Source organism: Ruania alba (assembly GCF_900105765.1).
Taxonomy (GTDB): domain Bacteria; phylum Actinomycetota; class Actinomycetes; order Actinomycetales; family Beutenbergiaceae; genus Ruania; species Ruania alba.
In genome coordinates this window covers 1341787-1365794 of the sequence record NZ_FNTX01000001.1, presented here as the reverse complement: position 1 = coordinate 1365794, position 24008 = coordinate 1341787, and the positions used below count along the sequence as shown (strand labels likewise).

Sequence of the window (24008 nt, the reverse complement as noted above, 5' to 3'; positions counted from 1 at the left end):
GCTAGGGGGGCCTCAGCCCACCCGGTGCAGCCAGCGGACCGGCACGCCTGCCCCGGCGTACCGGAACGGCTCCAGTTCGTCGTCCCAGGCCTGCCCCAGGGCGAGCTCGAGCTCACGGGTCATCCGCGCCGGCTCGCCGGCATGTTCCATCGCGGCCCGGACCCGATCCTCGGGGACGACGATGTTGCCGTGCACGTCGACCTGGGCATGGAAGATCCCCAGGTCCGGGGTGTGGCTCCACCGGCCACCATCGGCGCCGCGACTGGCCTCCTCGGTGACCTCGTAGCGCAAGTGGTTCCAGCCGCGCAGCGCGGACGCCAGGCGCGCGCCGGACCCGGCCGGCCCGGTCCAGGACAGTTCCGCCCGGAACATCCCTGGTGCGGCAGGCTGCGCGGTCCAGTCGAACGACGCGCGCGCGTCCAGCACGGACCCCGCCGCCCACTCGACATGCGGGCAGAGCGCACGGGGCGCAGAGTGCACGAAAACAACGCCGCGGGTGATCACACCTGACATGCCGTTCCCTCCTGTTTCTGGTCGAGATGCGTCTTCCCCAACGATCTCGGTCCATCCACAGTCGCCGAACAGCTCACGGCTTCCGGACACCATCATGCCTCATCGGAGGGCATTCGTGCATCCTTCCGCGCCACGAACCCGTCAGAACTGCTCGCGCACGGCCCTCATCGCCTCACGGCGGACGTCCCCGGCGAGCCGGGAGATGTACAGCCGGCCGTCCAGGTGGTCGCACTCGTGCTGGAGGCAGCGGGCCATCAGCCCTTCACCTGCCACAGTGACCGGGGCGCCGTCCAGGTCCGTCCCTTCCACCTTCGCGTACTGGGCTCGCGCCGTCGGGTACCAGAGGCCAGGAACCGACAGGCACCCCTCGTCACCCTCCTGGATCTCGTCCGAGGTGGCCACCACGCGCGGGTTCAGCACATAGCCGATGTCTCCCTCGATGTTCCAGGAGAAGGCGCGCAGACTCACCCCGATCTGATTCGCTGCCAGGCCGGCTCGGCCGTCGTGGTCAACGGTCTCGAGCAGGTCTGTCACCAGGCGACGGACCCGATCGTCGATCACGGTGATCTCATCGCACGGAGTGCGCAGGACGGGGTCTCCGACCACGCGAATGTCACGGAACGCCATGACACGATCCTTTCATGGCGCCACGCCCGACCGGTGTCAGTAGTCCGCGAGCAGCCACACATACGGCGGCGGTTCGGGATAGGTGTACCGGTCCTCCCACAGGATCGCGCCCGGTTCGCGTGGCGCCTCGAGCACGGCCCAACCGGTCACGACCTCGTCCGGTCGCAGGTCGCCAGGTGCCCGGTCCTCTTCGTCGAAACAGAAGGAGTCGCCACGCACATCAGCGATCTTGTGACCCGCGGTATCCACCAACCCGAGCTCGGAACCGTAGAAGGTGTAGTAGGGCCGTGCGTCCGAGATCACGGTGAACTCGAGCTGGACGGCGATCTGCTCCCCGGTCGCGTCCTGGCACACGTAGTCCCGGTCCGACTCCCACTGTCGTTCCACTGCGAGCAAGCGCACCTCCACCTGTGGTTCGCCGTCGTAGTCGTTGACGATGGCGGGTTCGTCGCCGGTGAGGACGGTGTAGCCGTCGGTTGGCACCGGGCCGTCGGAGTCGGGAGTGTCGGTCGGCTCTGGGTCAGGGGTGTCGGTGGGCTCCGGGCTCGGGTCGTCCGTCGGCTCGGGGCTCGGGTCGTCCGTCGGCTCGGTCGTGGTGGGCGTCGGTGTCGCCGTCGGCCCCGGGTCCCCGCCCCCGGTGATCAGGTTGACCGCGAGCAGCACCACCAGCACCACGGCCACCAGGGACACGGCACCGACGCCGATGATCAGTCCCGTGCGTCGCGGCGGCTGGGGCGGCGGCGCAGCCTCGGCAGGTCCGGCGCCGGTGGCACTCGAGGCAGGGACTGCGACGTACGGGGACTGGGCCGGGCTGTCGAGAGTGCCGCTCGGAGCGTACTCGTACAGGGACGGCGGCCTGCTCCTGGCAGATTCGGAGGGCGCGCCGCCCACGCTTTCGGTGCCACTGGAGCCGGAGGCGCCGGACTCGTCCGGCACCCAGAACTGCCACCCTGGCGGCGCGGGGGGCCAGGAAGGATCGGGAGTCCACCCCTGCGGTGGCTCCCACCCCTCCGGCGGGGCCGGCCATCCCGGCGGCGAGTTGTACCGGAATCCCATCAGTCTCGGTTCCCTTCGGCTCCATGGTGGTGCTCAGCGGCCGGACCGCTGGCGCACACCGCTGACGGCGGCCCTGCAGCCGCCGTCAGCGGTGTCGATCAGTAGTCGGCCAGATCCCAGGCATAGGTCGGCTGGGTGCCGCTGAAGTCGAGCCACGGCTCCCACAGCACACCGCCCGGCTCCCGTGGCACGTCGACGAGCGCCCACCCGGTGTACACCTCACCAGGCACCATCTCGGTCGGGGTTCGCTCGTCCGAGTCGAGACAGAGGATGCCGGCGATCCCGGAGACATCGGCGATCTTGTTACCGTCCGTGTCCATCATGCCGAGCTCGAATCCGGCGAAGGAGTACGTGCCCTCCGAGTAGTCGGCCAGCGCAGGCAACGTGGTGAACTCGAACTCCATCGCCACATAGTCGCCGTCGGGCTCACTGCACAACGCGGAGCCGGACGGTTCCCAGTTGCGATCGACCTGGAGCATCCGCACCTCGACGATCGGCTCACCGCCCGTGTCGGCGACCACAGCGGGGTCCCCGACGGCGAGGAACTCATAGTCTCCGCTCGTCGTCGAACCACCGGTGTCGTCGGTGGCCTCCTCCGTGGCGTCCTCGGTGGGCTCCTCCGACGCTTCGTCGGTGGTGGGCTCGTCGGTGGGCTCAACGCTGGTGGGGCTCGGATCCGCCGGACCCGCCTCGTCGTCCCCACCGCCGGTGATCATCTTCACGGCCAGCACGATGAGGAGGATGATCGCCACGACGCCGATCGCGAGGCCGATGTACAGACCGGTGCGCTTCGGCTTCCCGCCGCCTGGGCCGCCTGGGCCGCCAGGGCCGCCTGGAGTCCCGGGGCCGCCCGGTGCGCCGGGCGCGGCAGCGGCGCCCCATGGCCCACTGCTCCCCGGTGGCGGGGCGGCAGCGTAGCTCGGCCCGGGCTGCGACGGCGCGCCGGGCCCCTGGAAAGGACCACCAGGAGTTCCTGGACCCGGCGGAACGCCGGGGCCGGCAGCTCCATCCTGCTGCGGCGGGCTGCTCGGTCCCGGCTGGGGCTGGTACGGGCTACCAGGCGCCGGAGGGTGACCCGACCCAGCCCAGCCTGCCGGCACAGAGGAGGCACCGAACGGCGCCTGCTGGGGAGGTCCCTGTTGGGGAGGCATCTGTTCGGCCGGTGCCTGCCCCTCCGGTGGCGGGCCTTCCGGGGCGGGAGGGGCGGCCGGGAACGCCTGCGTCGGCGCCACGCCAGGGTCACTGAACTGTTCGGTCGGCTGATCGGGCTGCACGGGTGCCTGCTCCGGCGGCACCTGGGCCTGCCCCGTGGCGGGCTCTCCGGGAACACCTGGTGGCGTCGCCGCGGGCGCGTCATCCGGCATCGCAGTGTCCGGCTCAGTGAGTTCCGGCTCAGCGGTGTCCGGCGCAGGCTCCGGAGCGGGTGCGCCCGCTGCTGAACCGTCCGGGACCCAGAACTGCCAGTCCGGTGGGGCCGGCGGCCATGAGGGGTCGGGAGTCCACCCCTGTGGCGGTTCCCACCCCTCGGGCGGCGCCGGCCATCCCGGCGGCGGATTGAAGCGGTGTCCCATCTCATCTCCCCTGGTCGTGGCCCATACTCGCCTCATCGTAGAGTCACGTACCGCCCACCGCTGCCTCCTTCGATGGGGAGGCCTCCCCCGACGGTCAGTCCACCCCCACGCTCACTGTCACGAAGGAGTGCGCCGGCATCGGAACCCGCACGCCGGTCTCCGTCACCTGCACGTCGGAGTAGTCGCACGGGGTGACGTTCTCCGGGGAGTCGGAGGTGTTGTGCGCAGCCAACGTCTCCGCCGTCAGGATCCGCGCCCGGACCGTACCAACGCTACTGCCGCGCAGGTCCACGTCCACCTCGGTGGCGTCGGCCGCGTCGAGGTTGGACAGGGAGATCAGCACCTGCCCGTCCTTCCTGCTGGCCGACACCGAGACCGTCTCGAGCTGGTCACCACCCACCTCGCGCGCGGGGAGGTCGCCGAGCGTGTCCACCCGTAGCGAGGCAGCGTCCTGGTGCCCGGCGTTCATCTCGAACACGTGGTACGTGGGGGTGAGCACCAGCGCTCCGGTGTCCGGGTCGGTGAGGATCATCGCCTGCAGCACGTTCACGGTCTGCGCGATGTTCGCCATCACCAGCCGGTCCGCGTGCCGGTGGAAGATGTCGAAGTGCAGGCTCGCGACCAGCGCGTCCCGCATGGTGTTCTGCTGGTACAGGAAGCCGGGATTGGTGCCGGGCTCGACGTTCCACCAGGTGCCCCACTCGTCGAGCACCAGACCCACCTTCTTGCCCGGGTCGTAGTTGTCCATCACTGTCGAGTGCCGACGCAGCAATTCGTCGGTGTGCGCGGCCCGCACCATGGTCGTGTAGTAGTCGTCCTCATCGAACTCGGTGGCGTTGCCCTTGTCGGCCCAGGTGCCGGGGATCGTGTAGTAGTGCACGGAGATGGCCTGGTAGATCCCGCGCGGGTCTCGTCCGCAGCCGCCGAGTTCGTTCAGTGCCTTCATCAGCGTCTCGGTCCACACGTAGTCGCCGGAGTTCGCGCCGGCGGCGATCCGGTACAACGTGTTGTCCCCGTGGTCGCGGCAGTACGTGGCGTAGCGGCGCGCTTCCTCGGCGTAGTGCTGCGCGGACATGTTGCCGCCGCACCCCCAGGCCTCATTGCCGATCCCCCAGAACTTCACCGTCCAGGGCTTGTCACGCCCGTTCTGCTTACGCAGCCGTACCATCGGCGAGTCCCCGTCCCGGGTGAGGTACTCGACCCAGTCCGCCATCTCGCGCACGGTGCCCGAGCCGACGTTGCCGTTGACGTAGGCCTCGGCGCCGAGCATCTCGCACAGTGCCATGAACTCGTGGGTGCCGAAGTGGTTGTTCTCCTCCACGTTGCCCCAGTGGGTGTTCACCATGGCCGGGCGGTCCTCCTTCGGACCGATGCCGTCCATCCAGTGGTACTCGTCGGCGAAGCATCCGCCGGGCCAGCGCAGGTTCGGGATCTTCAGCGCGCGCAGCGCATCCACGACGTCCAGCCGGATACCGCCCTCGTTCGGGATGTCGCTGTCTGGACCCACGTAGAAACCGCCGTAGATGCAGCGGCCGAGGTGCTCGGCGAAGTGCCCGTAGACGTGGCGGTTGATCACCGGCCCCTCGACGTCGACGTTAATGATGGCGCGGACCGGTGAACTCACGGGTGACTCCATGGAGATCGGCAGATACTTGTCTGTGAACGTTAACAGGATCGGGGTGTCGTGAGAAGGACCACAGGGTGGTTCACATCGCGCGCCGGTACTCCCCGCCGACCTCGTAGAGGGCATGGGTGATCTGTCCGAGGCTGTGCGTCCCGACCGTCGTCATCAGCTCAGCGAACACGTTCCCGCCCGTGTGGGCCACGTGCTGCAACCGGGTGAGCGCCTCCGGGTCCGCTCGGTTCCTGGCCTGCCGCCACTGCGCCACGGAATCTACCTGCGCGTCCTTCTCCGCCGGCGTCGAGCGCACCAGCTCCCCGGACTCCGTCCGCGCTCGATCCTGCTCCGGTGGCAGGAAGGTGTTCACACCGACCAGCGGCAACGAGCCGTCGTGCTTGCGGTGCTCGTAACGCATCGACTCGTCCTGGATCCGACCCCGCTGGTAGGAGGTCTCCATCGCCGCCAGCACTCCGCCTCGCTCGCTGATCGCATCGAACTCGGCGTACACGGCTTCCTCCACGAGGTCGGTGAGCTCACTGATCACGAAGCTGCCCTGCCACGAGTTCTCGCACTGGTTCAGCCCGAACTCGGCCTCGAGGATCAGCTGGATCGCCACCGCCCGGCGCACGCTCTCCTCCGTGGGGGTGGTGACGGCCTCGTCGTAGGCGTTCGTGTGCAGGCTGTTGCAGGAGTCGAGCACGGCGTAGAGCGCCTGCAGGGTGGTGCGGATGTCGTTGAACTCGACCTCCTGGGCGTGCAACGACCTGCCCGAGGTCTGGATGTGGTACTTGAGCATCTGCGAACGCGGCGAGGCACCGTAGCAATCCCGCATGGCGCGCGCCCAGATCCGGCGGGCAACCCGACCGATCACCGCGTACTCGGGGTCCATCCCGTTGGAGAAGAAGAACGACAGGTGCGGGGCCACGTCGTCGATCGTCATGCCACGGGAGAGGTAGTACTCCACGAGCGTGAACCCGTTCGCCAGGGTGAAGGCGAGCTGGGTGATGGGGTTCGCCCCGGCCTCGGCGATGTGATAGCCAGAGACGGACACGGTGTAGAAGTTGCGCACCCCGGCGTCGGTGACGAACTGCTGCACGTCACCCATCATCCGCATCGCGAAATCGATACCGAAGATGCAGGTGTTCTGTGCCTGGTCCTCCTTGAGGATGTCCGCCTGCACCGTCCCGCGCACGGCAGCCAGCGCGTCGTCCCGGAGCCGCGCGTAGGTGTCGGGGTCCACCAGGTCGGCACCATCGACGCCCAGGAGCGCGAGACCGAGCCCGTCGTGCCCCTCCGGCAGCTCCGCCCGATAGGCGGGCTGAGCGCGTCCGTCCAGCAGCTCGGTGATGCGTTCCTGGGCGGCCTCCCATCGGCCGGCGTCATCACGCAGGTACTGCTCCACCCGCTGGTCGATGGCGGTGCGGAAGAACATGGCGAGGATGATCGGTGCCGGGCCGTTGATCGTCATCGAGACCGACGTGCTCGGCGCGCACAGGTCGAACCCGGAGTAGAGGCGTTTCATGTCGTCCAGGGTGGGCACGCTGACGCCGGAGTTGCCGACCTTGCCGTACACGTCCGGGCGGGTCGCGGGGTCCTCGCCGTACAGGGTCACCGAGTCGAACGCGGTGGACAGCCGCGCTACCGACCCGTGGCGCAGGTAGTGGAAGCGCCGGTTGGTTCGCTCCGGCGGCCCCTCGCCGGCAAACATCCGCGTGGGGTGCTCCTCGCCGCGCCGGTACGGGTACACCCCACCGGTGTAGGGGAAACCGCCCGGCAGGTTCTCCGCGTGCAGGTAGCGCAGCAGGTCGCCGGCGCTCCGGTAGGTCGGTGCCGCCACCCGCGGCACCAGGGTGCCGCTCAGCGTGGCACGGCGATTGTCGACGGCGATCTCCCGTCCGCGCACCGTGTACCGCGCCGTATCACTCGCCAGGGCGGCCGCTCGGTCGGGCCACTCCCGCAGGAGTGCCAGGGAGTCAGGCGAGAGGTCGTCGAGCGCGGCCGTGTAGCGGTCCCGGAGCGCGGCGGCGGTGGCATCCGGCGGGTCCCCCGCGCCGTCAGTGATCGGCTGCCACTCCCGCGGGAGCGCCGAGTCGTCGAGCGTCTGCATCGCGCGCCAGAGGCTCTGGGCGAGGTCAGCGGTCGCTGCGTCGCGTTCGACCCGTGCGGTGAGTTCACGACCCTGGGCGGCGATCTCGGCGAGGTACCGCGTGCGCTCCGGTGGAATCGTGGCCACGACGGCGACCGGTGTGGTGTCCTGCTCCCCTCCCGATGGTCCGGCGTCCCACTCGCCCGGGAGGGCTGCGCACAAGGCACGGAAGGCAGCCGTGACCCCGGGATCGTGGAACTGGCTGGCCACTGTGGGATACACCGGCACGTCCTCGTCCGGCACCTCGAAGGCCAACCGGTTCCGGCGCCACTGCTTGCGCACGTCCCGGAGCGCATCGGCCGAGCCGCGGCGGTCGGCCTTGTTCAGGATGATCAGTTCGGCCAGGTCCAGCATGTCGATCTTCTCGAGCTGGGTGGCGGCTCCGTACTCGCTGGTCATCACGTACACCGGCACGTCCACGAGCTCCACCACGGCCGAGTCCGCCTGCCCGATCCCGGCCGTCTCGACCAGGACAAGATCGAAACCCACGGCGCGCACCGCCTGCACGCACTCGGCGAGCACGTCGCTGAGCGAGGCGTGCCGCCGTCGGGTAGCGAACGATCGCATGAAGACCCGGCCGGACCGGAGCGCATTCATCCGGATCCGGTCCCCGAGCAGCGCACCCCCGCTGCGGCGACGGGTCGGATCCACGGCGAGCACGGCGATCCGCACGTTCGCGAAGGTGGTGAGGAACCGCAACAACAGCTCGTCGATCACGGAGGACTTGCCCGCTCCCCCAGTTCCGGTCACCCCGATCACCGGTGCGTGACCGCCCGAGGCGACCGCGCCCGCCACGCCGTCCTCGATAGCACTCAGCAGCGCACCGACCCCGAGGCCATCGGACGGGTCCAGCAGGCCGGCCGGTGCTGCGCTGGCGCGCCGGCGGGACTCGGTACGGGAGATGACATCGGAAATCATGCCGTCCAGGCCGAGACGCAGTCCGTCGTCGGGGTGGTAGACCTGCTCCACGCCCGTGGCGTGCATCGAGGCGATCTCCTCGCGGGTGATCGTGCCACCTCCGCCGCCGAAGACGCGCACGTGCTCGGCGCCGTGCTCGGCCAGCTCGCGCACCAGGTAGTCGAAGTACTCCAGGTGACCGCCCTGGTAGGAGGAGACCGCCACGCCGTCGGCGTCCTCCTGCAGCACCGCGCGCACCACGTCGGCCACGGATCTGTTGTGCCCGAGGTGGACCACCTCGGCTCCGCGGTCCTGCAGCAGCCGGCGGATCAGGGTGATCGCGGCATCGTGGCCATCGAAGAGGCTGGCCGCGGTCACCATCCGCAGCGGGACGGTGGCTTCACCGTTCGGCTCTGGGTCGGTCTCGGGGACAGGCACGAACACCCTCCTTCGTCCGTGCGACATCGCATCGGACACCGCGATCGTAACTCTCAGACCTGGAGGCGGCCTGTCCGTTCTTCGATTCGAAACCGCGGCGTCATGCAGCGCCACTACGCTGGCGGCGACCCGAGACGAGAGGCGACGCGTGAAGATCGGACTCCTGACCAGTGGCGGCGACTGCCCCGGCCTGAACGCTGTGATCCGCAGCGCTGTGCTGCACGGCATCAAGTCCTACGGCGACACTTTCCTCGGCTTCCGGCACGGGTGGGCCGGGGTGCTGGCCGATGACGCGGTGAGCCTCGTGCGTGCTGACGTGAAGGGCCTCGCACGCGAGGGCGGCACGATCCTCGGGTCCTCTCGGACGAATCCGTTCGACGGACCGAACGGTGGCGCGGACGCCGTGGCCGAGGTGCTCGAGCGCCGCCAGGTCGACGCCCTCGTCGCGATCGGCGGCGAGGGCACCCTGGCGGGCGCGAAGCGCCTCGCCGACGCGGGGCTGCCCGTGATCGGTGTTCCGAAGACGATCGACAACGACCTGCGCGGCACCGACTACACGTTCGGTTTCGACACGGCTGTGTCGATTGCTACCGACGCCATGGATCGGTTGCGCACCACCGGTGAGTCGCACCGCCGCTGCATGGTCGCCGAGGTGATGGGACGCAACGTCGGCTGGATCGCGCTGCACTCCGGCCTGGCCGCGGGTGCGCACGCGGTGCTGATCCCGGAGCAACCGGTCTCGATGGACCAACTGTGCGCCTGGGTCACCGAGGTGCACGAACGCGGCCGGTCTCCCCTGGTGGTCGTGGCCGAGGGGTTCGTCCCCGAGGGTACGGAGACGGCGCCGGCCCTGGCCACGGCGGCCGATGGACGGCCCCGCGGGGTCGGCGAGGTGATCACCGCCGCGATCGAGGAGCGCACGGGGATCGAAACCCGCAACACCAGCCTCGGTCACGTGCAACGAGGTGGGAACCCGACCGGCTTCGACCGCGTGCTCGCCACCCGGTTCGGGATGGCCGCCGTCGACCTGGTACGAGATCGGCAGTGGGGACGCATGGTCTCCATCCAGGGCACCGAGATCGTGCGGGTGGACCTGACCGCCGCGCTGGACGGGCTGAAGACGGTCCCGGCCGAGCGCTGGGCCGAGGCCCGCGCGCTGTTCGGGCGCTGACGAACAAAGGCCCGGAACCGCTGTGGTTCCGGGCCCTTCTCGGCTCCCTCAGTTGGACTCGAACCAACAACCGTCCGATTAACAGTCGGATGCTCTGCCAATTGAGCTATGAGGGATCGCTCGAAAAATACTAGCAGGGGGCCAGAGGTGCTCCGGCCCCCGTCGCCGGATCCCGAGCAGGTGTGCGCGGGCCCACACCTGGCCTCGGTCAGAGTTAGTCGAGCCCGACGGCGGCCCTGATCCGTGTCTCGAGCGCGGCTGCCCGGGCGTCCACGTCAGCCGGCGGCCGACGCACTCCGGAAATGGTCACCTGGGAGAACAGGGATCCGTCCGGGTTGCGCCGGATGGCTCCGCGCAAATAGCCGCCACCGGTGATCTGCACGGTTTCCAGCAGTACCAGCGAATGGTCCACCCGCTCTTTGAGGGCGTAGACGAAGTCGCTCACCGCGGCGTCGTCACCCACGGACAGCGTGGTGGGTTCCGACCCGTCCACCCAGGTCACCGTCACGTGACCGGTCTCGCTCGACCATGCGGCGGTATCCACGTCTGACCACGGACGATCGACCGTGACCGTCTCGGCGGACCCGACGATCACCGTGTCGGACGTGAGCACCGCATGTCCGCCGTCGGGCAGGGGCAGGACTCGCAGCGCCCGCGCTCCGGACGGAACTCGGCCGTGGAGGGAACTGGGCAGATCTCGGCGACGCATACCTTGACCGTAACCTCTCCCGCGGGCGACTAGGCTGTCTGAGCCGCCCCAGTAGCTCAGCCGGTCAGAGCAGCGGACTCATAATCCGTCGGTCGTGGGTTCAAGCCCCACCTGGGGCACTCCCTGACCTGCGGAAACGCCGGATTCGGCAGCAGCTGCCAACCCGCCTGGTGGGAGTTTGGTGGGAGTTTCTTACCCACCCCGGCGCGCGATGATGGTGACGCGGTGGGTGCGGACGCTGTCACGCACCGATCAGTTGCTGATAGACGGCCAGTGTCCGCTGCGCCATCTGCGCCCAGGTGTGCTGCTCGGCGTGGGCCCGTCCCCCGCGGGCCAGGCGCGCGACCCGGGCCGGATCCGTCAGCAGCGCCTGCAACGCCCCGGTCCACGCATCCGGGTCACGGGTGTGCAGCAGCAGTCCGGTCTCGCCGTGCCGGACCGCCTCGACGAGACCGCCGGACTCGGCGGCCACCACCGGCACCCCGCTCGCAGCGGCCTCGAGGGCCGTCAGTCCGTAGGTCTCGGAGTGCGAGGGGTTCAGGAAGATCCGCGCACCACGCATCAAAGCAGCCAGCTCATCCCGGCTGCACGGACCGAGGAATCGCACCCGACCTGAGAGTCCCCGGGCAGCGACCAGCTGGTGCAGCTGGTCCGGGTAGTCCTCGAACCCGCTGGTCGCTCCGCCGCAGATCACCAGCTCCGGCGCGACCTGCGGATCCAGCCCGGCCACCGCCTCGATGGCCAGATCGATGCCTTTCAGCGGTTCCAAGCGTGCGGCCGCGAGCAGGTAGCCAGCCCCGGATTCGCGCTCGCCCGCAGGGTGGAACTGCGTGACGTCCACGCCCGGTCGCACCACCGTGACCCGATCTGGTGCGGCGCCGAGCCGGTCGACGATCGTCCGGCGTTCAGCGCTGCTGACGGCGAGCAAGGCGTTGGCCTCACGTGCCAGCCGCGCCTCCCCCACCATTCTGCCCGGAGACTCTGGCCGCTCCCCTTCGGCGAGCGCGGACTCCGGAGCGGCCGCGATGCTGTGGAACGACTGCACCATGCCGGTCCCCCACGCGCGTGCCACGTCGAGTGCGGCGAGCCCGGAGAACCAGTGGTGCGCGTGGATGAGGTCGTACCCGCCGCAGGTGGACATCGCGTCCCCGAACTCGTGGATGTACGCCTCGTGCTCGCTCTTGGGTCGCACCTGCGCCGGCCCCGCATCGAGATGACGCAGGCGCACACCCGCGGCGAGTTCGACGACGGTCGGAGCGGCCGGATCGGTGCGCCGGGTGAGGATGTCGATCTCACACCCCAGTGCCGCCAGCTCGCCGGCCAGGTGCCGGATCACCACGTTCATCCCGCCGACGTCGCCGGCCCCGGGGTCGGCGCCCGGCGAGGTATGCAGACTGACCATGGCGACGCGGAGAGGCACCCGGGCAGTCTACGGCGCCCCTCCGCTCGTCTCAGGTGTGTCCATCCTGCGGCCCACGAGGCAGAAGCGCCTACCGGTCCTCGAAGTAGGCGATGTCGCCGGTGGAGTCCTCGACCCGCTCGGCGATCGCCCAGGTGCCGTCGCCGGTGTCCTCAGCAGGAATCTCGAAGATGTACGTGCCGGAGACCTCCTGCCCCGGGTCCACCGGGTCGAGCAGGAACACATCATCCGGTGCCACAGCCTCGGAACTGGTGTAGGCCTCACCGGCGGTGTCGAAGTACCCCATCGCCAACGAGTCCCAGACCTCCAGTGCTTCTGATCCGTCGTTGGTCACCGTGACGTAGACGTAGCTGTACTTCGTGCCGGACGGCGGTTCGGGCTGGCCGTCACCGACGACCTCGTCGGTGGCGTCCAGGACCGGATCGTGTACCGACACCGTCCAGTCACCGACGGTGGTCGACTCTCCCAGCGCAAGGAACTCCGGGTTGCCGCTCGGTTCCTCGGTGGGGCCTTCGGTCGGGTCGTCCGTGGGCTCCTCGCTCGGGTCCTCCGTGGGCTCCTCGCTCGGGTCCTCCGTGGGCTGCGTGGTGGTCGGATCCGTGGTCGGATCCGGCCCGTCCCCTCCCAGAGCGCGGGACAGTCCGAAGATCAGCAACGCGAGTAGAACCACACCCACGATCACGCCACCGACGATAATCGCCGTCCGATTCGATCCTGGCCCCTGACCGCCGCTGCCGCCCGGTCCACCTGGCGCGCCGTAGCCGGGTTGTCCGGCCTGCTGCCCGTAGACCGGCTGCCCGTACGCCTGCTGGGCCGGCTGCCCGTAGCCCGGCTGCTGGGCCGGCTGTCCATAACCTGGTTGGGCCGGCTGCCCATAGCCCGGCTGCTGGGCCGGCTGTCCATAACCTGGTTGGGCCGGCTGCCCGTATCCCGGCTGCGGGCCCGGCTGGCCATACCCGGGTTGCCCCTGCCCGGGTCCAGGGGGTGGCGGAACCGGGGGCTGCCCCGGCTCCCCGCTCGGTGGTTGACCGTACGACCCGTCAGGATTCTGATGACTCATGCCGCCAGGCTAGACCGAACAGGTACCGGCGGTACACCTGGGCCCTGGGTACAACTCCCCGCTCACCCACGGCCGCCGCCCCAGCGACCCCGCGCGCCGGTCAGGCCAAGTCCTGCAGCGTGCGACGCCGGTCCTCCAGGGTCAACAGCTCACTGAACGTCTCGGCATAGGCAGGATCGTCCGGGTCCATCCGCTGCAGCCGGCCCTTCGCATCCGCGATCTGCCGGGTGATCCCCATCTTCAGCAGTGCCACCAGCACGCCCCGCGCGTACTGGCCGAGCGCCTCCGGACGGTCTTCGGGCAACGGGGACACGGCCAGCTCGGTCACCAGCACCGCGACCGGGCCGTCGGCGGCTTCCCGCACCTGCTCCGCCCACAGGGCAGCCGCGCGCTCACCCGCCTGCCCACCGGCCCCGGCAGCAGCCTGCTCGGCCGTCAGCTCGCCGAACCGGCGCAGCCCACCGGCTGCGCGGATCGCATCGTGCACAGCGCGATGGGCGGGCACCACGAAGGTATCCGCACCCAGGTCGTCAAAACCCGCTTCCAAGGCGTGTTGCGGCAGCTGGACGACCACCTCGAGCACCTGGCGCTCCAGGCGTGCCACCGGATCTCGAGGATCTGCACCGCGGTGAGATCCGCCGTCGGGAACCTGCCCCGGCCGCCCACCTGCCCGGGGCGAACCGGACTGGTCCCGGTGACCTCCGCCGTCGGGGCCATCCTGGCGTGGCGCCGTTCTCGGCGCCCGCCCCACGGCCTGACGCACCGTGGACTCGTCCAAGCCGAGCCACCCGGCGAGCTCTCGGGTATACCCGGCTCGCAGCACCTGGTCCCGGATCCGGGCCACCACCGGTGCACCGACGCGCAGGCCGGTGGTCCGTCCCTCCACCGTGTCCAAATCCACCTGCTTGAGCACTGAACGGATCGCGAACTCGAACAACGGTTCCCGGTCGGCCACCAGGGCCCGCACGGCCTCGTCGCCCCGCTGCTGGCGCAGCTCGCACGGGTCGGCACCGCTGGGCTCGACCGCTACGAAGGTCTGCGTCGCGAACTGCTGGTCCTGGTCGAAGGCCCGCAACGCTGCCTTCTGTCCGGCCGCATCGCCGTCGAAGGTGAAGATCACCTCACCACCCAGGGCAGCCCCTGAGGAGAGCATCAGTCCCGCCGTAGCTCCCGCAGTGTCGCCGAGCAGACGGCGCACCACCTTGATGTGCTCGGTACCGAACGCGGTCCCGCACGTCGCGACGGCGGTGGGCACCCCGGCCAGGTGCATCGCCATCACATCGGTGTACCCCTCCACCACCACGACGCGCTTCCCCTTGGCGATCTCCCGCTTGGCCAGATCGATCCCGTAGAGCACCTGGGACTTCTTGTAGATCGTGGTCTCGGGGGTGTTCAGGTACTTCGGACCCGGATCGTCCTCGAACAGCTTGCGGGCACCGAACCCCACCACGTCCCCCGCGAGGTCGCGGATCGGCCACACGAGGCGTCCGCGGAACCGGTCGTAGGAGCCGCGGTTGCCCTGCGAGAGCAACCCGCTCGCCGTCAGCTCGGGCTCGGTGAAACCCTTCCCGCGCAGATGCCTGGCCAGGTTGTCCCACCCCTGCGGGGCGAAGCCCACCCCGAAATGTTCCGCAGCGGCCCGGTCGAAGCCACGTTCGGCAAGGAACTCTCGCCCGATCCGAGCACCCGGGCTGGTGAGCTGCTCGGAGTAGAACTCCGCGGCCACCCGGTGCGCCTCGATCAGACGCTGGCGCCGGCCCGGCTCCTCCCGCGGGCGGCGCGGGCCGCCATCGTCCTCGTAGCGCAGCTGCACACCGACCCGGCCGGCGAGGTGCTCCACGGCTTCGGTGAACGGCAGGTGATCGATCCTCTGGATGAATGAGATGACGTCACCGCCCTCGTCACAACCGAAGCAGTGCCACAGACCCAGCTGTGGACGCACGTGGAAGGACGGAGTGCGCTCGTCGTGGAACGGGCACAACCCTTTCATCGAGCCGACCCCGGCACTGCGTAACGTGACGTGCTGGCCGACGATCTCCTCGATCTTCGCGCGCTCACGCACGGCCGCGATGTCCTCGCGGCGGATCAGACCAGCCATGAGCCGAGTGTAAGTCGTTCCCGGCCGTGGGCGGCCCCGATCACAGGGATGTGCCCACGTCCGGCCCGCACATGCGCGCGTGCCACTCCAGGGCGGAGAGATCGGTCAACGAGGCCACCTGGTCCACCACCACGCGAAGGCGGATGTCGTCGTCGCCGGCATGCCCGAAGTCCTCGGCGAACATCTCCGCAAGTGCGATCTCGGCGCGGTCGTAGAGCACCGCCACCAGGTCGGTGAGGATGAGGCGCTGACGCCGGTAGAGGGCGTCCTCCTCGCGCGGGGCCATCACGTAGGTCGCAGCGATCCCCTTGAGCACGCTGATCTCGGCGATCACCGAGTCCGGGATCACGACATCCGCGTCGTAGCGCACCAACGGGCCGTCGCCGAACTTCTCCCGGGTCGCACGGGCCGCACCGTCACAGAACCGGCCGATCAGCTGGCTGGTCATGTCCTTCAGCCGCGCCTGCCCACGCCGGGTGCCGTCGTAGCGGGTCACCCAGTAGTCCAGCGCGGACAGGTCGTCGATCGCGGCGTCCAGGGCGGCATCGCTCACGGCTGGGTCGTACCAGCTGCGCACCTGGGTGATCACCCGGTCCCGTTCGCGCTCGGTGGTCACCTCCTCCAGGTCCACCCGGCCGGAGAAGATCGCGTCCTCCACGTCGTGCACCGAATAGGAGACATCGTCAGCGAGGTCCATCACCTGCGCCTCGATACACCGGGTCAGCGCCGGGGCGCCCTCCCGCAGCCAGCGGAACACGGGGGCGTCATCGTCGTATACCCCGAACTTGGCCGAGCCGCGCCCATCAGCCCGCATCGGGCCGCGGCCGGCGAGCCACGGGTACTTCGTGGACGCATCCAGGCTCGCGCGCGTGAGGTTCAGGCCCACGCCCACGCCGTCGGGCGTGAACGTCTTCGGCTCCAACCGGGTGAGCAGACGCAGCGTCTGGGCGTTCCCCTCGAAGCCCCCGATGCCGGAGGAGACCTGGTGCAACGCGGTCTCGCCGTTGTGACCGAACGGGGGGTGGCCCAGGTCGTGGGCGAGACACGCCGTGTCCACCACGTCCGGGTCGCAGCCGAGCGACTTGCCGAGCTCGCGGCCCACCTGTGCCACCTCGAGGGTGTGGGTCAGCCGGGTACGGGCGAAATCGTCCGTACCCGGGCCGAGCACCTGCGTCTTCGCACCGAGCCGCCGCAGCGCCGAGGAGTGCACGATCCGGGCCCGGTCCCGTTCGAACGGGGTGCGCTGCGCGGACTTGGGAGGCTCGGCGTACCACCGCTCCACGTCGGCGGCGCCGTAGCCCGCAGGCTCCGCAGTGTTGTCCGTGTGCACGCGCTCCACCCTAGTCAGTCAAGGTGGCGAGTCGGTTCGCCCCTGTGGAGGGCCGTCAGCCCTTCACCGAGCCTGCCGTCAGCCCTCCGACGATGTAGCGCTGCAGGAACTGGAACAGCAGCAACACGGGGATCGCGCTGAGGATCGCACCTGCGGCAAAGATCCCCCACCGGGCGTCGAACTGGCCGGCGATGAACTGGTACAGCCCCACCGCGATAGTCAGCTTGTCCTGGTCCTGCAGGATCACTCCCGCCAGGATGTAGTCCGAGAAGGTCCCCACGAATGCCAGGAGCGCCACCACTGCCAGCACCGGTGCGGCCAGGCGCAGGATGATGGTGAAGTAGATCCGGGCGTGGCCGGCACCGTCGATCTTCGCGGCCTCGTCGAGCTCCTTCGGGATGGAGTTGAAGAACCCGAACATGAGGAAGGTATTCGCGCCGAGCGCCCCACCGAGGTATACCGCGATCAGCGCCAGACGTGAGTTCAGCCCCAGCCACGGCACCACGTCGCGCAGGCCGAGCAGCAGCAGGAAGATCGCGACGAAGGCCAGCATCTGGGGGAACATCTGCACCAGCAGCAGGAACGTCAGCCCGGAGTCCCGCCCGGCGAACCGGAACCGGGAGAAGGCGTAGGCGGCCGCCGCCGCCATCATCACCACACCCACCGAGGTGACGGACCCGATGATCAGGGTGTTCACCAGCCATTGCGGGTAGTGCGTGGCGAACAGCGCCGCGTACTGCGCGCCGGTCACGGTGGTGAACAGGCTGTTCGACCCGGTCAGCGTGCCCCGCTCGGAGAACGAGGCGGACAGGACGTACACGATCGGGAACGCGGCGTAGACGATCGCGATCGCCGCGACGACGTACCGCCAGCTCACCTCGCGCCACCAGCGGCGCCGACTCATCTCCACCACTCAGATCACGTCCTCGAGCTTGCGGGTCTGCCGGAAGCCGAGCCAGGAGACCAGCCCGACCAGGGCGAAGATCAGGATCGACATCGCCGACGCCAACCCGTACCGGGTCGACCCGGACTCGATGGCCACCGAGTAGACCATCGAGATCAGGATGTCCGTGGCACCGACCGCGATCGGTGACCCCGGGAAGTTCGGACCGCCCTCGGTCACGAAGTAGATGAGGTTGAAGTTGTTGAAGTTGAAGGAGAAGGAGGCGATCAGTAGTGGCGCCACCGAGATCATCAGCATCGGCAAGGTGATCGCGCTGAACACCCGCGGCGCCTTCGCCCCGTCCAGCTTCGCCGCCTCGTACATGTCCGCCGAGATCGCCTGCAGCGCCCCGGTGCAGATGAGGAACATGTACGGGAAGCCGAGCCACAGGTTCACTCCGATCACCGACAACCGCGCCAGCCAGGCATCGGTGAGCCACGGCACCTCCGCGCCCCCGAGCAGCACCTGGTTGATGAACCCGAACTTCCGGTTCAGCAGGCCCGCCCAGACCAGCCCGGAGAGGAAACCGGGGAAGGCGTACGGGAGGATCAGCAGCGAGCGGATGATCTTCCGGCCGCGCACCCCGGGATGATTGAACACGATCGCCAGGATCAGGCCGAGAAAGAAGGTCGTGGCCACCGAGAGAAACGCGAAGGCGAACGTCCACACCAGCACCGAGAGGAACGGGCCGCTGAGCCGGGCGTCGGTGAACATCGCGAGGAAGTTGTCCACGCCTACCGCCACCCGCCACCCGACCGCGAGGGTGGACCCGTCCGGTGCGGCGAAGGACCCTCGCCCGTTGTCGCTGTAGACGACGCCGGTCTCGGTGTCGGTGATCGTCCCGGCCGCCTCGTCATAGCTGAGCGTGGAGCGGTACAGGTACCCGTTCGAGCCGTCCTGGGTGCGGACACTATCCTCCCCCTCCGGGTCGAAGGTCACCCGCAATGCGGTGATCTCGCTCTGCTGCTCCAGCACCTGGGCAAAGCTCAGCACTGTGTACCCGGGAACCTCGGTGACGTCGCTGCCCGCGACCTGTGCGTCCGGCACTGGCTCGAAGGGCTCGTCGGCGGTCCCGACCAGCACGCCCGTGTCGTCGATGATCGCGAAGCCGAGATCGCCGTCGGCGTCGATCACCACGGTGAGCGGGTAGGCCGGGGATCCCTCGACCCGCTCTACCGACTGGGCGAGGTTGGCGGCGACCGCGTCCTCCTGGGTCGCGATGTGCCCGGTGCCGTAGTTCGTGAACGCGATGTAGCCGGTGTAGCCCATCACGAACAGCTGGTACACCACCAGGAACACCAGTCCCGGCACGAGGTACTTGGCGGCCAGGTGGCGCCGGGAGAAGTACACCCAGTTCGCGACGGCCGCGAAGATCACCATGGTGGCGAAGATGCCCCAGTGCTGCACCTGCCAGGACGCGAACAGGACGTACAGGGCGAAGGCGTTCACCAGCGCCATGATCGCCAGCTTCACCCAGAAGGCCGGGCGGAAGTCTCGGGCGTGCGAGGTGCTGCCTCTCGAGTGGTCTGTCCTCGGGGTCGTGGTCACGAAGTGCCTTCCGCGTGAGGTGTGCGAGCCCCGACGGCGCAGGCTCGCCGGGCAGGGCATCGCACCTCAGGAACGAGGTGAGGTGGGACGGGATGCGCACCGGACGCCGTCGGGCGTAGGCGGGTGCGGCCGGCGTCGCGCCGGGGCATGGTGCCCCGGCGCTACGCGGTCAGGCGGCGTCGATGGCGCCCTGGATGTTGCCGACCATGGTCTCCCAGGCGGCCGCGGGATCGTCCGCGGCGCCGGAGATGATGGCCGCCTGGGTGGTGCCCCAGAACTCCCACACGGAGTTCATCTCGGCCAGGGACGGCATCGGCACGCCCACCTCACCGGCAGCGGCGAACCCGGAGATGATGGGGTCCTCGGTGAGGGTGTCGGCCGCGGCTGTGAGCGCCGGGATGCGTCCACCGGACTCGTACAACGCCACCTGGACCTCTTCGGTGGCCACGTAGTTGACGAGGAACTCGTTCGCGAGGATCGCGTTCTCCGAGTAGGCGCTGACGTAGAAACCCTGCACCCCGACGAACGGAGCTGCGGTCTCCCCACCGGCGGACGGGATCGGCAGCACGCTCACGTCCAGCCCCGCATCGGTGAAGGTGGAGATGTTCCACGGGCCGGTGATGATGTAGGGCGACTCGCCGTTGGCGAAGGCCTCCTTGGCGATGTCGGCCGTGATGGCCGTGTCCAGGGCTCCGGATCCGGTCTGCCCGACCGTGGCGAGCCACTCGGCGAAGGCGGTGCCGCCGTCACTGCCCAGGGTCAGCTCGGGGACATAGGAGCCGGAGTCGTCGGTGGCGAACACCTCAGCTCCGAAAGAGGTCTGCAACGGGTACAGGTGATAGGCATCGCCCTCCTCACCGGTCTGGAGAAGCACCGGGTACTCCGCGCCGGAGTCCTCACCCTGGGCGATCAGCTCGTCGAAGGTCTCCGGGGTCTGCGAGGCGAGGTCGTTGTTGCGCACCAGGGCGATGTTCTCGATCCCGTACGGCACGCCGTAGACGCTGCCGTCGTAGGTGAAGCCGTCCACGGCCACCTGGGAGAACTCGCCGGCCCGGTCCCCGAGCTCCACCGGGCTCACCACGCCGTTCGTGACGAGCTCGCCGGCCCAGTCGTGCGCACCGACGATGATGTCCGGGCCCTCGCCCGTGGGTGCCTGGGCGAGGAACTGCGGGCGGATGTCGTCGAAGTTCTGCTGGACGATCTCCACGGTGACGCCCGTGTCCGTCTCGAACTGCGCGGCGATGTCGGCGAGCGGCTCGGCGCGCAACTCGTCCGCCCAGACGGTCAGCGTGCCGCTGGCCCCTGCCGTGGTCTCGGACTCTTCGGGTTCGGTGGAATCCTCCGAGCCGGTCGTTCCCCCGCACGCGGCCAGGACCAGGGTGAGGCCTGCAGCCGCTGTTGTGATGATGCTCCGTCGCATCGGTGTCTCCTGTCAGGTCGTGACGGCGTCGTCGTGGGTGCACGGCGCGCCTGGATGAATGGACCGTAACGGCAGAGTTGTCGCCTTGCAAGACCTTGCTGTAACTTTCACGTCACACTTGCAGGCGGCATCGGCGCGCCGTCGGCGCCACCAACGAGGGAGGTCCGGTGTCCGGACGCACGCGACTCACCGACCTGGCCGAGCAGGCCGGGGTCAGCACCGCCACCGTCTCGCGGGTGCTGAACGGGAAGCCGGGCGTGTCCAACGCCACGCGCGGTGCTGTGCTCGCGGCCCTGGACGTGCTCGGCTACGAGCGCCCGGAGAAGCTGCGCGGACGGTCCGCCGGCCTGATCGGACTGGTGGTGCCGGAGCTGACCAACCCGGTCTTCCCGAACTTCGCTCAGAAGATCGAATCGGCACTCGCCCATGCCGGGTACACGCCCTTGCTGTGCACCCAGTCCCCCGGCGGCACCACCGAGGACGAGTACGTGGAAATGCTGCTCGAGCACGGGGTGGACGGCATCATCTTCGTCTCCGGCCTCCACGCCGATGCGCAGGCCGGCCGGGATCGGTACCACCGGATCGTCGGGCTGGGCACGCCGATCGTGCTGGTGAACGGCTTCGCCGAGGGCCTGGACGCCCCGTTCATCTCCTCCGACGACATCGCCAGCATGGACATCGCGGTCCGCCACCTGACAGCTCAGGGGCACACCCGGATCGGGCTGGCCGTGGGGCCCGAGCGGTTCGTCCCCGCAGCCCGGAAGGTCGCGGGATTCGCCCAGGCCCTGGCGGAGCGGTTGACGGTCACCAGCGCGGAACCACACATCGCGACCTCGCTCTTCACGCTGGAAGGTGGCCAGGCAGCCGCCACCCAACTGCTGGACGGCGGTCACACCGCGATCGTGTGCGCCTCGGACATCATGGCGCTCGGCGCGATCCGGGCGGTGCGCGCCCGCGGCCTGCAGGTACCCGACGACGTCTCGGTGGTCGGGTACGACGACTCTCCGTTGATCGCGTTCACGGACCCACCGTTGACGACGATCCGCCAGAGCGTGGAGGCGATGAGCACCGCGGCGGTGACCTCCCTGCTCGCCGAGATCAGCGGCCAGCCCGCTCCACGGACCGAGCTGCTGTTCACCCCCGAGCTGATCGTGCGCGGGTCGACGGCTGCCTGCCCTCGCTGACGTCAGCCGCCGGAGACGGAGGACTCCGCCTGCTCCAGCATGGCGCGAAGTTCGTCGTCGATGTCCCTCGAGTCCAACCAACCGGAGGGCACGTGCGGGACCTTGGCGCTGCCTGCTCGACCGCGCGGTCCTTCGGCACCCTCACCCGGGTATGCCTGGTCGAGCTCGAGCGCACCGAGACGCTCGTCCAGCTCCGCCAGGGTGCTCACCAGGCCCAAAGCGGCACGGGCCTGGCCACCGACCACATACCCCTTGAGGTACCAGGACATGTGTTTGCGCAGCTCCCGCAGGGCCTTCAGCTCGTTGCCGAAGTGGTCCACCATGAGCTCGGCGTGCCGGCGGATCACCGCGGTCACCTCCCCGAGCCCCGGACGCACCCGCACGTCCGATCCCGCGAACGCCGCCACCAGATCCGTGAACAGCCACGGCCGCCCTTGGCAGCCACGACCCACGACGACGCCGTCGCAGCCGGTGTGGGCCACCATCGCCAACGCATCCTCGGCGGACCAGATGTCACCGTTGCCGAGCACCGGAACGTCAGTGACCGTCTCCTTGAGGCGTGCGATCGAGTCCCAGTGCGCGGTGCCGGAGTAGTAGTCAGCAGCCGTGCGCGCGTGCAGCGCCACCGATGCCACGCCGGCATCCTGCGCACGCAGCCCGGCGTCGAGGTAGGTGAGGTGGTCGGCGTCAATACCCATCCGCATCTTCACGGTCACCGGGATGCCGCTACCGGCGGCCTCCTCGCATGCGCCCGAGACGATCGCGGAGAACAGCTCGCTCTTCCACGGCAGCACCGCTCCCCCGCCCTTGCGCGTGACCTTGGGCACCGGGCAACCGAAGTTCAGGTCGATGTGGTCGGCACGCTCCTCGGTCACCAGCATCCGCACAGCCGCACGCACCGTGGCTGGGTCCACCCCGTACAACTGCACGCTGCGCACCCCTTCACCGGCATCGTGGGAGATGATCCGCATCGACTCCGGGGTGCGCTCCACCAGTGCGCGGGAGGTGACCATCTCGGCCACGTAGAGCCCGGCCGGCGCGGGGCTGGCGGCCACCTCGGTCGCACGGTCGGCGGGCAGGCCGGCAGCACCCGCCTCGCGGCACAGCCGCCGGAACGGGGCGTTCGTCACACCGGCCATCGGCGCGAGCACCACGGGGGTCCCGACGGCGATAGGTCCGATCTGCAGCACACTCACCCTGGCAGTATCTCAGGTCGACCGGGAGTGATTCGCGGGCGCAGTCGACGCTGATACGTCGAGCCGCGCAGCATCTCGCACGGCTCGACGTATCAGCGTCGTTCAGGTCACGACTGTCGCTCGTCAGCCGACTGGTCGCCAATTCCTCCGGCTGGGGTGGCATCGCCGTCGCCGGAGCGCCTCACATCACCTTCCCGGGAGGGTGCCGTCCGCACCAGCACCGCGGCCAGCGCCGTGGTGGCAGGGATCGCCAGCACCAACCCGATGGAGGAGACCAAGGTGCGCACCACCTCCTCGGCAATCTCCCCGCCGTCAGCGTGCTGGCCAGCGACCGGTCATAGAGCATCACGACCATCAGCGTCGGCAGGGCCGTGCCCACGTATGCGAAGGCGAGCGTGTACACGGTGGAGGCGATGTGGTCCCGGCCGATGCGCATGGCACGGGCGAAGACCCGGGTACGGGACGTCGTCGGGGAGGCCGCGTGCAGCTCCCACACGGCGGAGGCCTGGGTGATGGTCACGTCGTTGAGTGCGCCGAGGCCGGCGATCACGATGCCGCAGAGCAGCAGCTCGCGCAGTCCGACCCCTGGCAGCAGGGTGTTCAGCATGATGGAGGCGTCCGTACTGCCCCCGCTCAGCTCGGCGGCGCTGGTGGACCACCCGGCCAGCAGGGTGGTGACGGCGAGTCCGACGAAGGTGCCGAGTAACGCCGTCGTGGTCCGGATCGAGACACCGTGCGCCAGATACACGGCCACGAACATCATGGCACTCGCTCCCACCAGGGTGACCGGCAGCGGCGGCCCGCCGGCCATCAGTGCGGGCACCAGGAATGCCACCACCACGGCCAAGGACAGCAGCAGCCCGACGATCGCCATCAGACCGCGCCACCGCGCGACGGCGAGCACCAGCAACGCGTACACCGCGCCCAGCAGCAGCAGCGGCACGTTCCGGACGAAATCGACGAAGACGTACGGACTGCCCGAACCGAGTGCGCTTGCGGTGAAGAACACCCGGATCTCATCGCCCGGGTCGATCCCGCCCGCCATGATCTCCGGCGCCAC

At 69.3% G+C, this 24008-nt stretch carries 18 protein-coding genes, 2 tRNA genes and 1 pseudogene; 3 read left to right on the top strand and 18 right to left on the bottom strand.

Annotated features, from left to right (window positions below; genetic code table 11):
* Nucleotides 1–12 precede the first annotated feature (12 nt).
* From BLU77_RS06300 to BLU77_RS06270, 6 genes are all read right to left on the bottom strand, one after another.
* Nucleotides 13–513 (bottom strand): DUF3145 domain-containing protein, encoded by a 501-nt coding sequence (locus tag BLU77_RS06300; protein ID WP_089772168.1) that lies wholly within the window; start codon nucleotides 511–513, stop codon nucleotides 13–15.
* Nucleotides 514–654: 141 nt separating this feature from the next.
* The gene (gene def, locus BLU77_RS06295; RefSeq protein WP_089772167.1) at nucleotides 655–1140 is read right to left on the bottom strand and encodes a peptide deformylase; all 486 of its coding nucleotides are present in this window, start codon (nucleotides 1138–1140) and stop codon (nucleotides 655–657) included.
* A 36-nt stretch (nucleotides 1141–1176) separates the two neighbouring features.
* The gene (locus BLU77_RS06290; RefSeq protein ID WP_175476960.1) at nucleotides 1177–2076 is read right to left on the bottom strand and encodes a hypothetical protein; all 900 of its coding nucleotides are present in this window, start codon (nucleotides 2074–2076) and stop codon (nucleotides 1177–1179) included.
* Nucleotides 2077–2294: 218 nt separating this feature from the next.
* The gene (locus BLU77_RS22000) at nucleotides 2295–3767 is read right to left on the bottom strand and encodes a hypothetical protein (protein WP_175476959.1); all 1473 of its coding nucleotides are present in this window, start codon (nucleotides 3765–3767) and stop codon (nucleotides 2295–2297) included.
* A 94-nt stretch (nucleotides 3768–3861) separates the two neighbouring features.
* The gene (locus BLU77_RS06275; RefSeq protein ID WP_089772164.1) at nucleotides 3862–5403 is read right to left on the bottom strand and encodes an alpha-N-arabinofuranosidase; all 1542 of its coding nucleotides are present in this window, start codon (nucleotides 5401–5403) and stop codon (nucleotides 3862–3864) included.
* A gap of 70 nt (nucleotides 5404–5473) precedes the next feature.
* Entirely contained in the window at nucleotides 5474–8869 is a 3396-nt protein-coding gene (locus BLU77_RS06270; protein WP_217632367.1) for a methylmalonyl-CoA mutase family protein, read from the bottom strand.
* Between the two features lie 148 nt (nucleotides 8870–9017).
* On the opposite strand from BLU77_RS06270, the gene BLU77_RS06265 reads away from it, so the two are divergent.
* Nucleotides 9018–10040: a 6-phosphofructokinase gene (locus BLU77_RS06265; RefSeq protein WP_089772163.1), complete on the top strand. Its 1023-nt coding sequence runs from the start codon at nucleotides 9018–9020 to the stop codon at nucleotides 10038–10040.
* Between the two features lie 43 nt (nucleotides 10041–10083).
* Here the strand turns inward: BLU77_RS06265 and BLU77_RS06260 are convergent.
* A tRNA-Asn gene (locus tag BLU77_RS06260) sits at nucleotides 10084–10156 on the bottom strand.
* Nucleotides 10157–10254: 98 nt separating this feature from the next.
* Nucleotides 10255–10749 carry a hypothetical protein gene (locus tag BLU77_RS06255; protein WP_139177641.1) on the bottom strand — a complete coding sequence of 165 codons (495 nt, stop codon included), beginning with the start codon at nucleotides 10747–10749 and terminating at the stop codon, nucleotides 10255–10257.
* 45 nt (nucleotides 10750–10794) lie between these two features.
* On the opposite strand from BLU77_RS06255, the gene BLU77_RS06250 reads away from it, so the two are divergent.
* Nucleotides 10795–10868: transfer RNA gene (locus tag BLU77_RS06250), tRNA-Ile, on the top strand.
* A gap of 122 nt (nucleotides 10869–10990) precedes the next feature.
* On the opposite strand, the gene BLU77_RS06245 is transcribed toward BLU77_RS06250, so the two are convergent.
* The 7 genes from BLU77_RS06245 to BLU77_RS06215 all read right to left on the bottom strand — a co-directional run bounded on the left by BLU77_RS06245 (nucleotide 10991) and on the right by BLU77_RS06215 (nucleotide 20568).
* Nucleotides 10991–12169: a glycosyltransferase gene (locus BLU77_RS06245; protein ID WP_245708694.1), complete on the bottom strand. Its 1179-nt coding sequence runs from the start codon at nucleotides 12167–12169 to the stop codon at nucleotides 10991–10993.
* 70 nt (nucleotides 12170–12239) lie between these two features.
* Nucleotides 12240–13229: a DUF4352 domain-containing protein gene (locus BLU77_RS22890; protein ID WP_089772161.1), complete on the bottom strand. Its 990-nt coding sequence runs from the start codon at nucleotides 13227–13229 to the stop codon at nucleotides 12240–12242.
* A 100-nt stretch (nucleotides 13230–13329) separates the two neighbouring features.
* Nucleotides 13330–15327 (bottom strand): DNA primase, encoded by a 1998-nt coding sequence (dnaG, locus tag BLU77_RS06235; RefSeq protein WP_089772160.1) that lies wholly within the window; start codon nucleotides 15325–15327, stop codon nucleotides 13330–13332.
* Nucleotides 15328–15367: 40 nt separating this feature from the next.
* Nucleotides 15368–16657: a deoxyguanosinetriphosphate triphosphohydrolase gene (locus BLU77_RS06230; protein ID WP_089773023.1), complete on the bottom strand. Its 1290-nt coding sequence runs from the start codon at nucleotides 16655–16657 to the stop codon at nucleotides 15368–15370.
* Nucleotides 16658–16712: 55 nt separating this feature from the next.
* The gene (locus BLU77_RS06225) at nucleotides 16713–17561 is read right to left on the bottom strand and encodes a sugar ABC transporter permease (protein ID WP_089773022.1); all 849 of its coding nucleotides are present in this window, start codon (nucleotides 17559–17561) and stop codon (nucleotides 16713–16715) included.
* Between the two features lie 9 nt (nucleotides 17562–17570).
* A complete protein-coding gene (locus BLU77_RS06220) occupies nucleotides 17571–19148 on the bottom strand; it encodes an ABC transporter permease subunit (RefSeq protein WP_245708693.1) in 1578 nt (525 codons plus the stop codon).
* Nucleotides 19149–19317: 169 nt separating this feature from the next.
* A complete protein-coding gene (locus BLU77_RS06215; RefSeq protein WP_089772158.1) occupies nucleotides 19318–20568 on the bottom strand; it encodes a sugar ABC transporter substrate-binding protein in 1251 nt (416 codons plus the stop codon).
* Between the two features lie 167 nt (nucleotides 20569–20735).
* Between BLU77_RS06215 and BLU77_RS06210 the strand changes: the two genes are divergently transcribed.
* On the top strand, nucleotides 20736–21752 hold the full coding sequence (locus tag BLU77_RS06210; protein ID WP_089772157.1) for a LacI family DNA-binding transcriptional regulator: 1017 nt from the start codon (nucleotides 20736–20738) through the stop codon (nucleotides 21750–21752).
* Nucleotides 21753–21754: 2 nt separating this feature from the next.
* Here the strand turns inward: BLU77_RS06210 and dusB are convergent, their stop codons facing one another.
* The 3 genes and pseudogenes from dusB to BLU77_RS06200 all read right to left on the bottom strand — a co-directional run.
* Nucleotides 21755–22891 (bottom strand): tRNA dihydrouridine synthase DusB, encoded by a 1137-nt coding sequence (dusB, locus tag BLU77_RS06205; RefSeq protein WP_425441217.1) that lies wholly within the window; start codon nucleotides 22889–22891, stop codon nucleotides 21755–21757.
* 164 nt (nucleotides 22892–23055) lie between these two features.
* On the bottom strand, nucleotides 23056–23235 hold the full coding sequence (locus BLU77_RS22885; RefSeq protein WP_281242055.1) for a hypothetical protein: 180 nt from the start codon (nucleotides 23233–23235) through the stop codon (nucleotides 23056–23058).
* Between the two features lie 80 nt (nucleotides 23236–23315).
* Nucleotides 23316–23993: pseudogene (locus BLU77_RS06200) on the bottom strand (YibE/F family protein); the annotation flags it as partial.
* Between the last annotated feature and the right edge of the window lie 15 nt (nucleotides 23994–24008).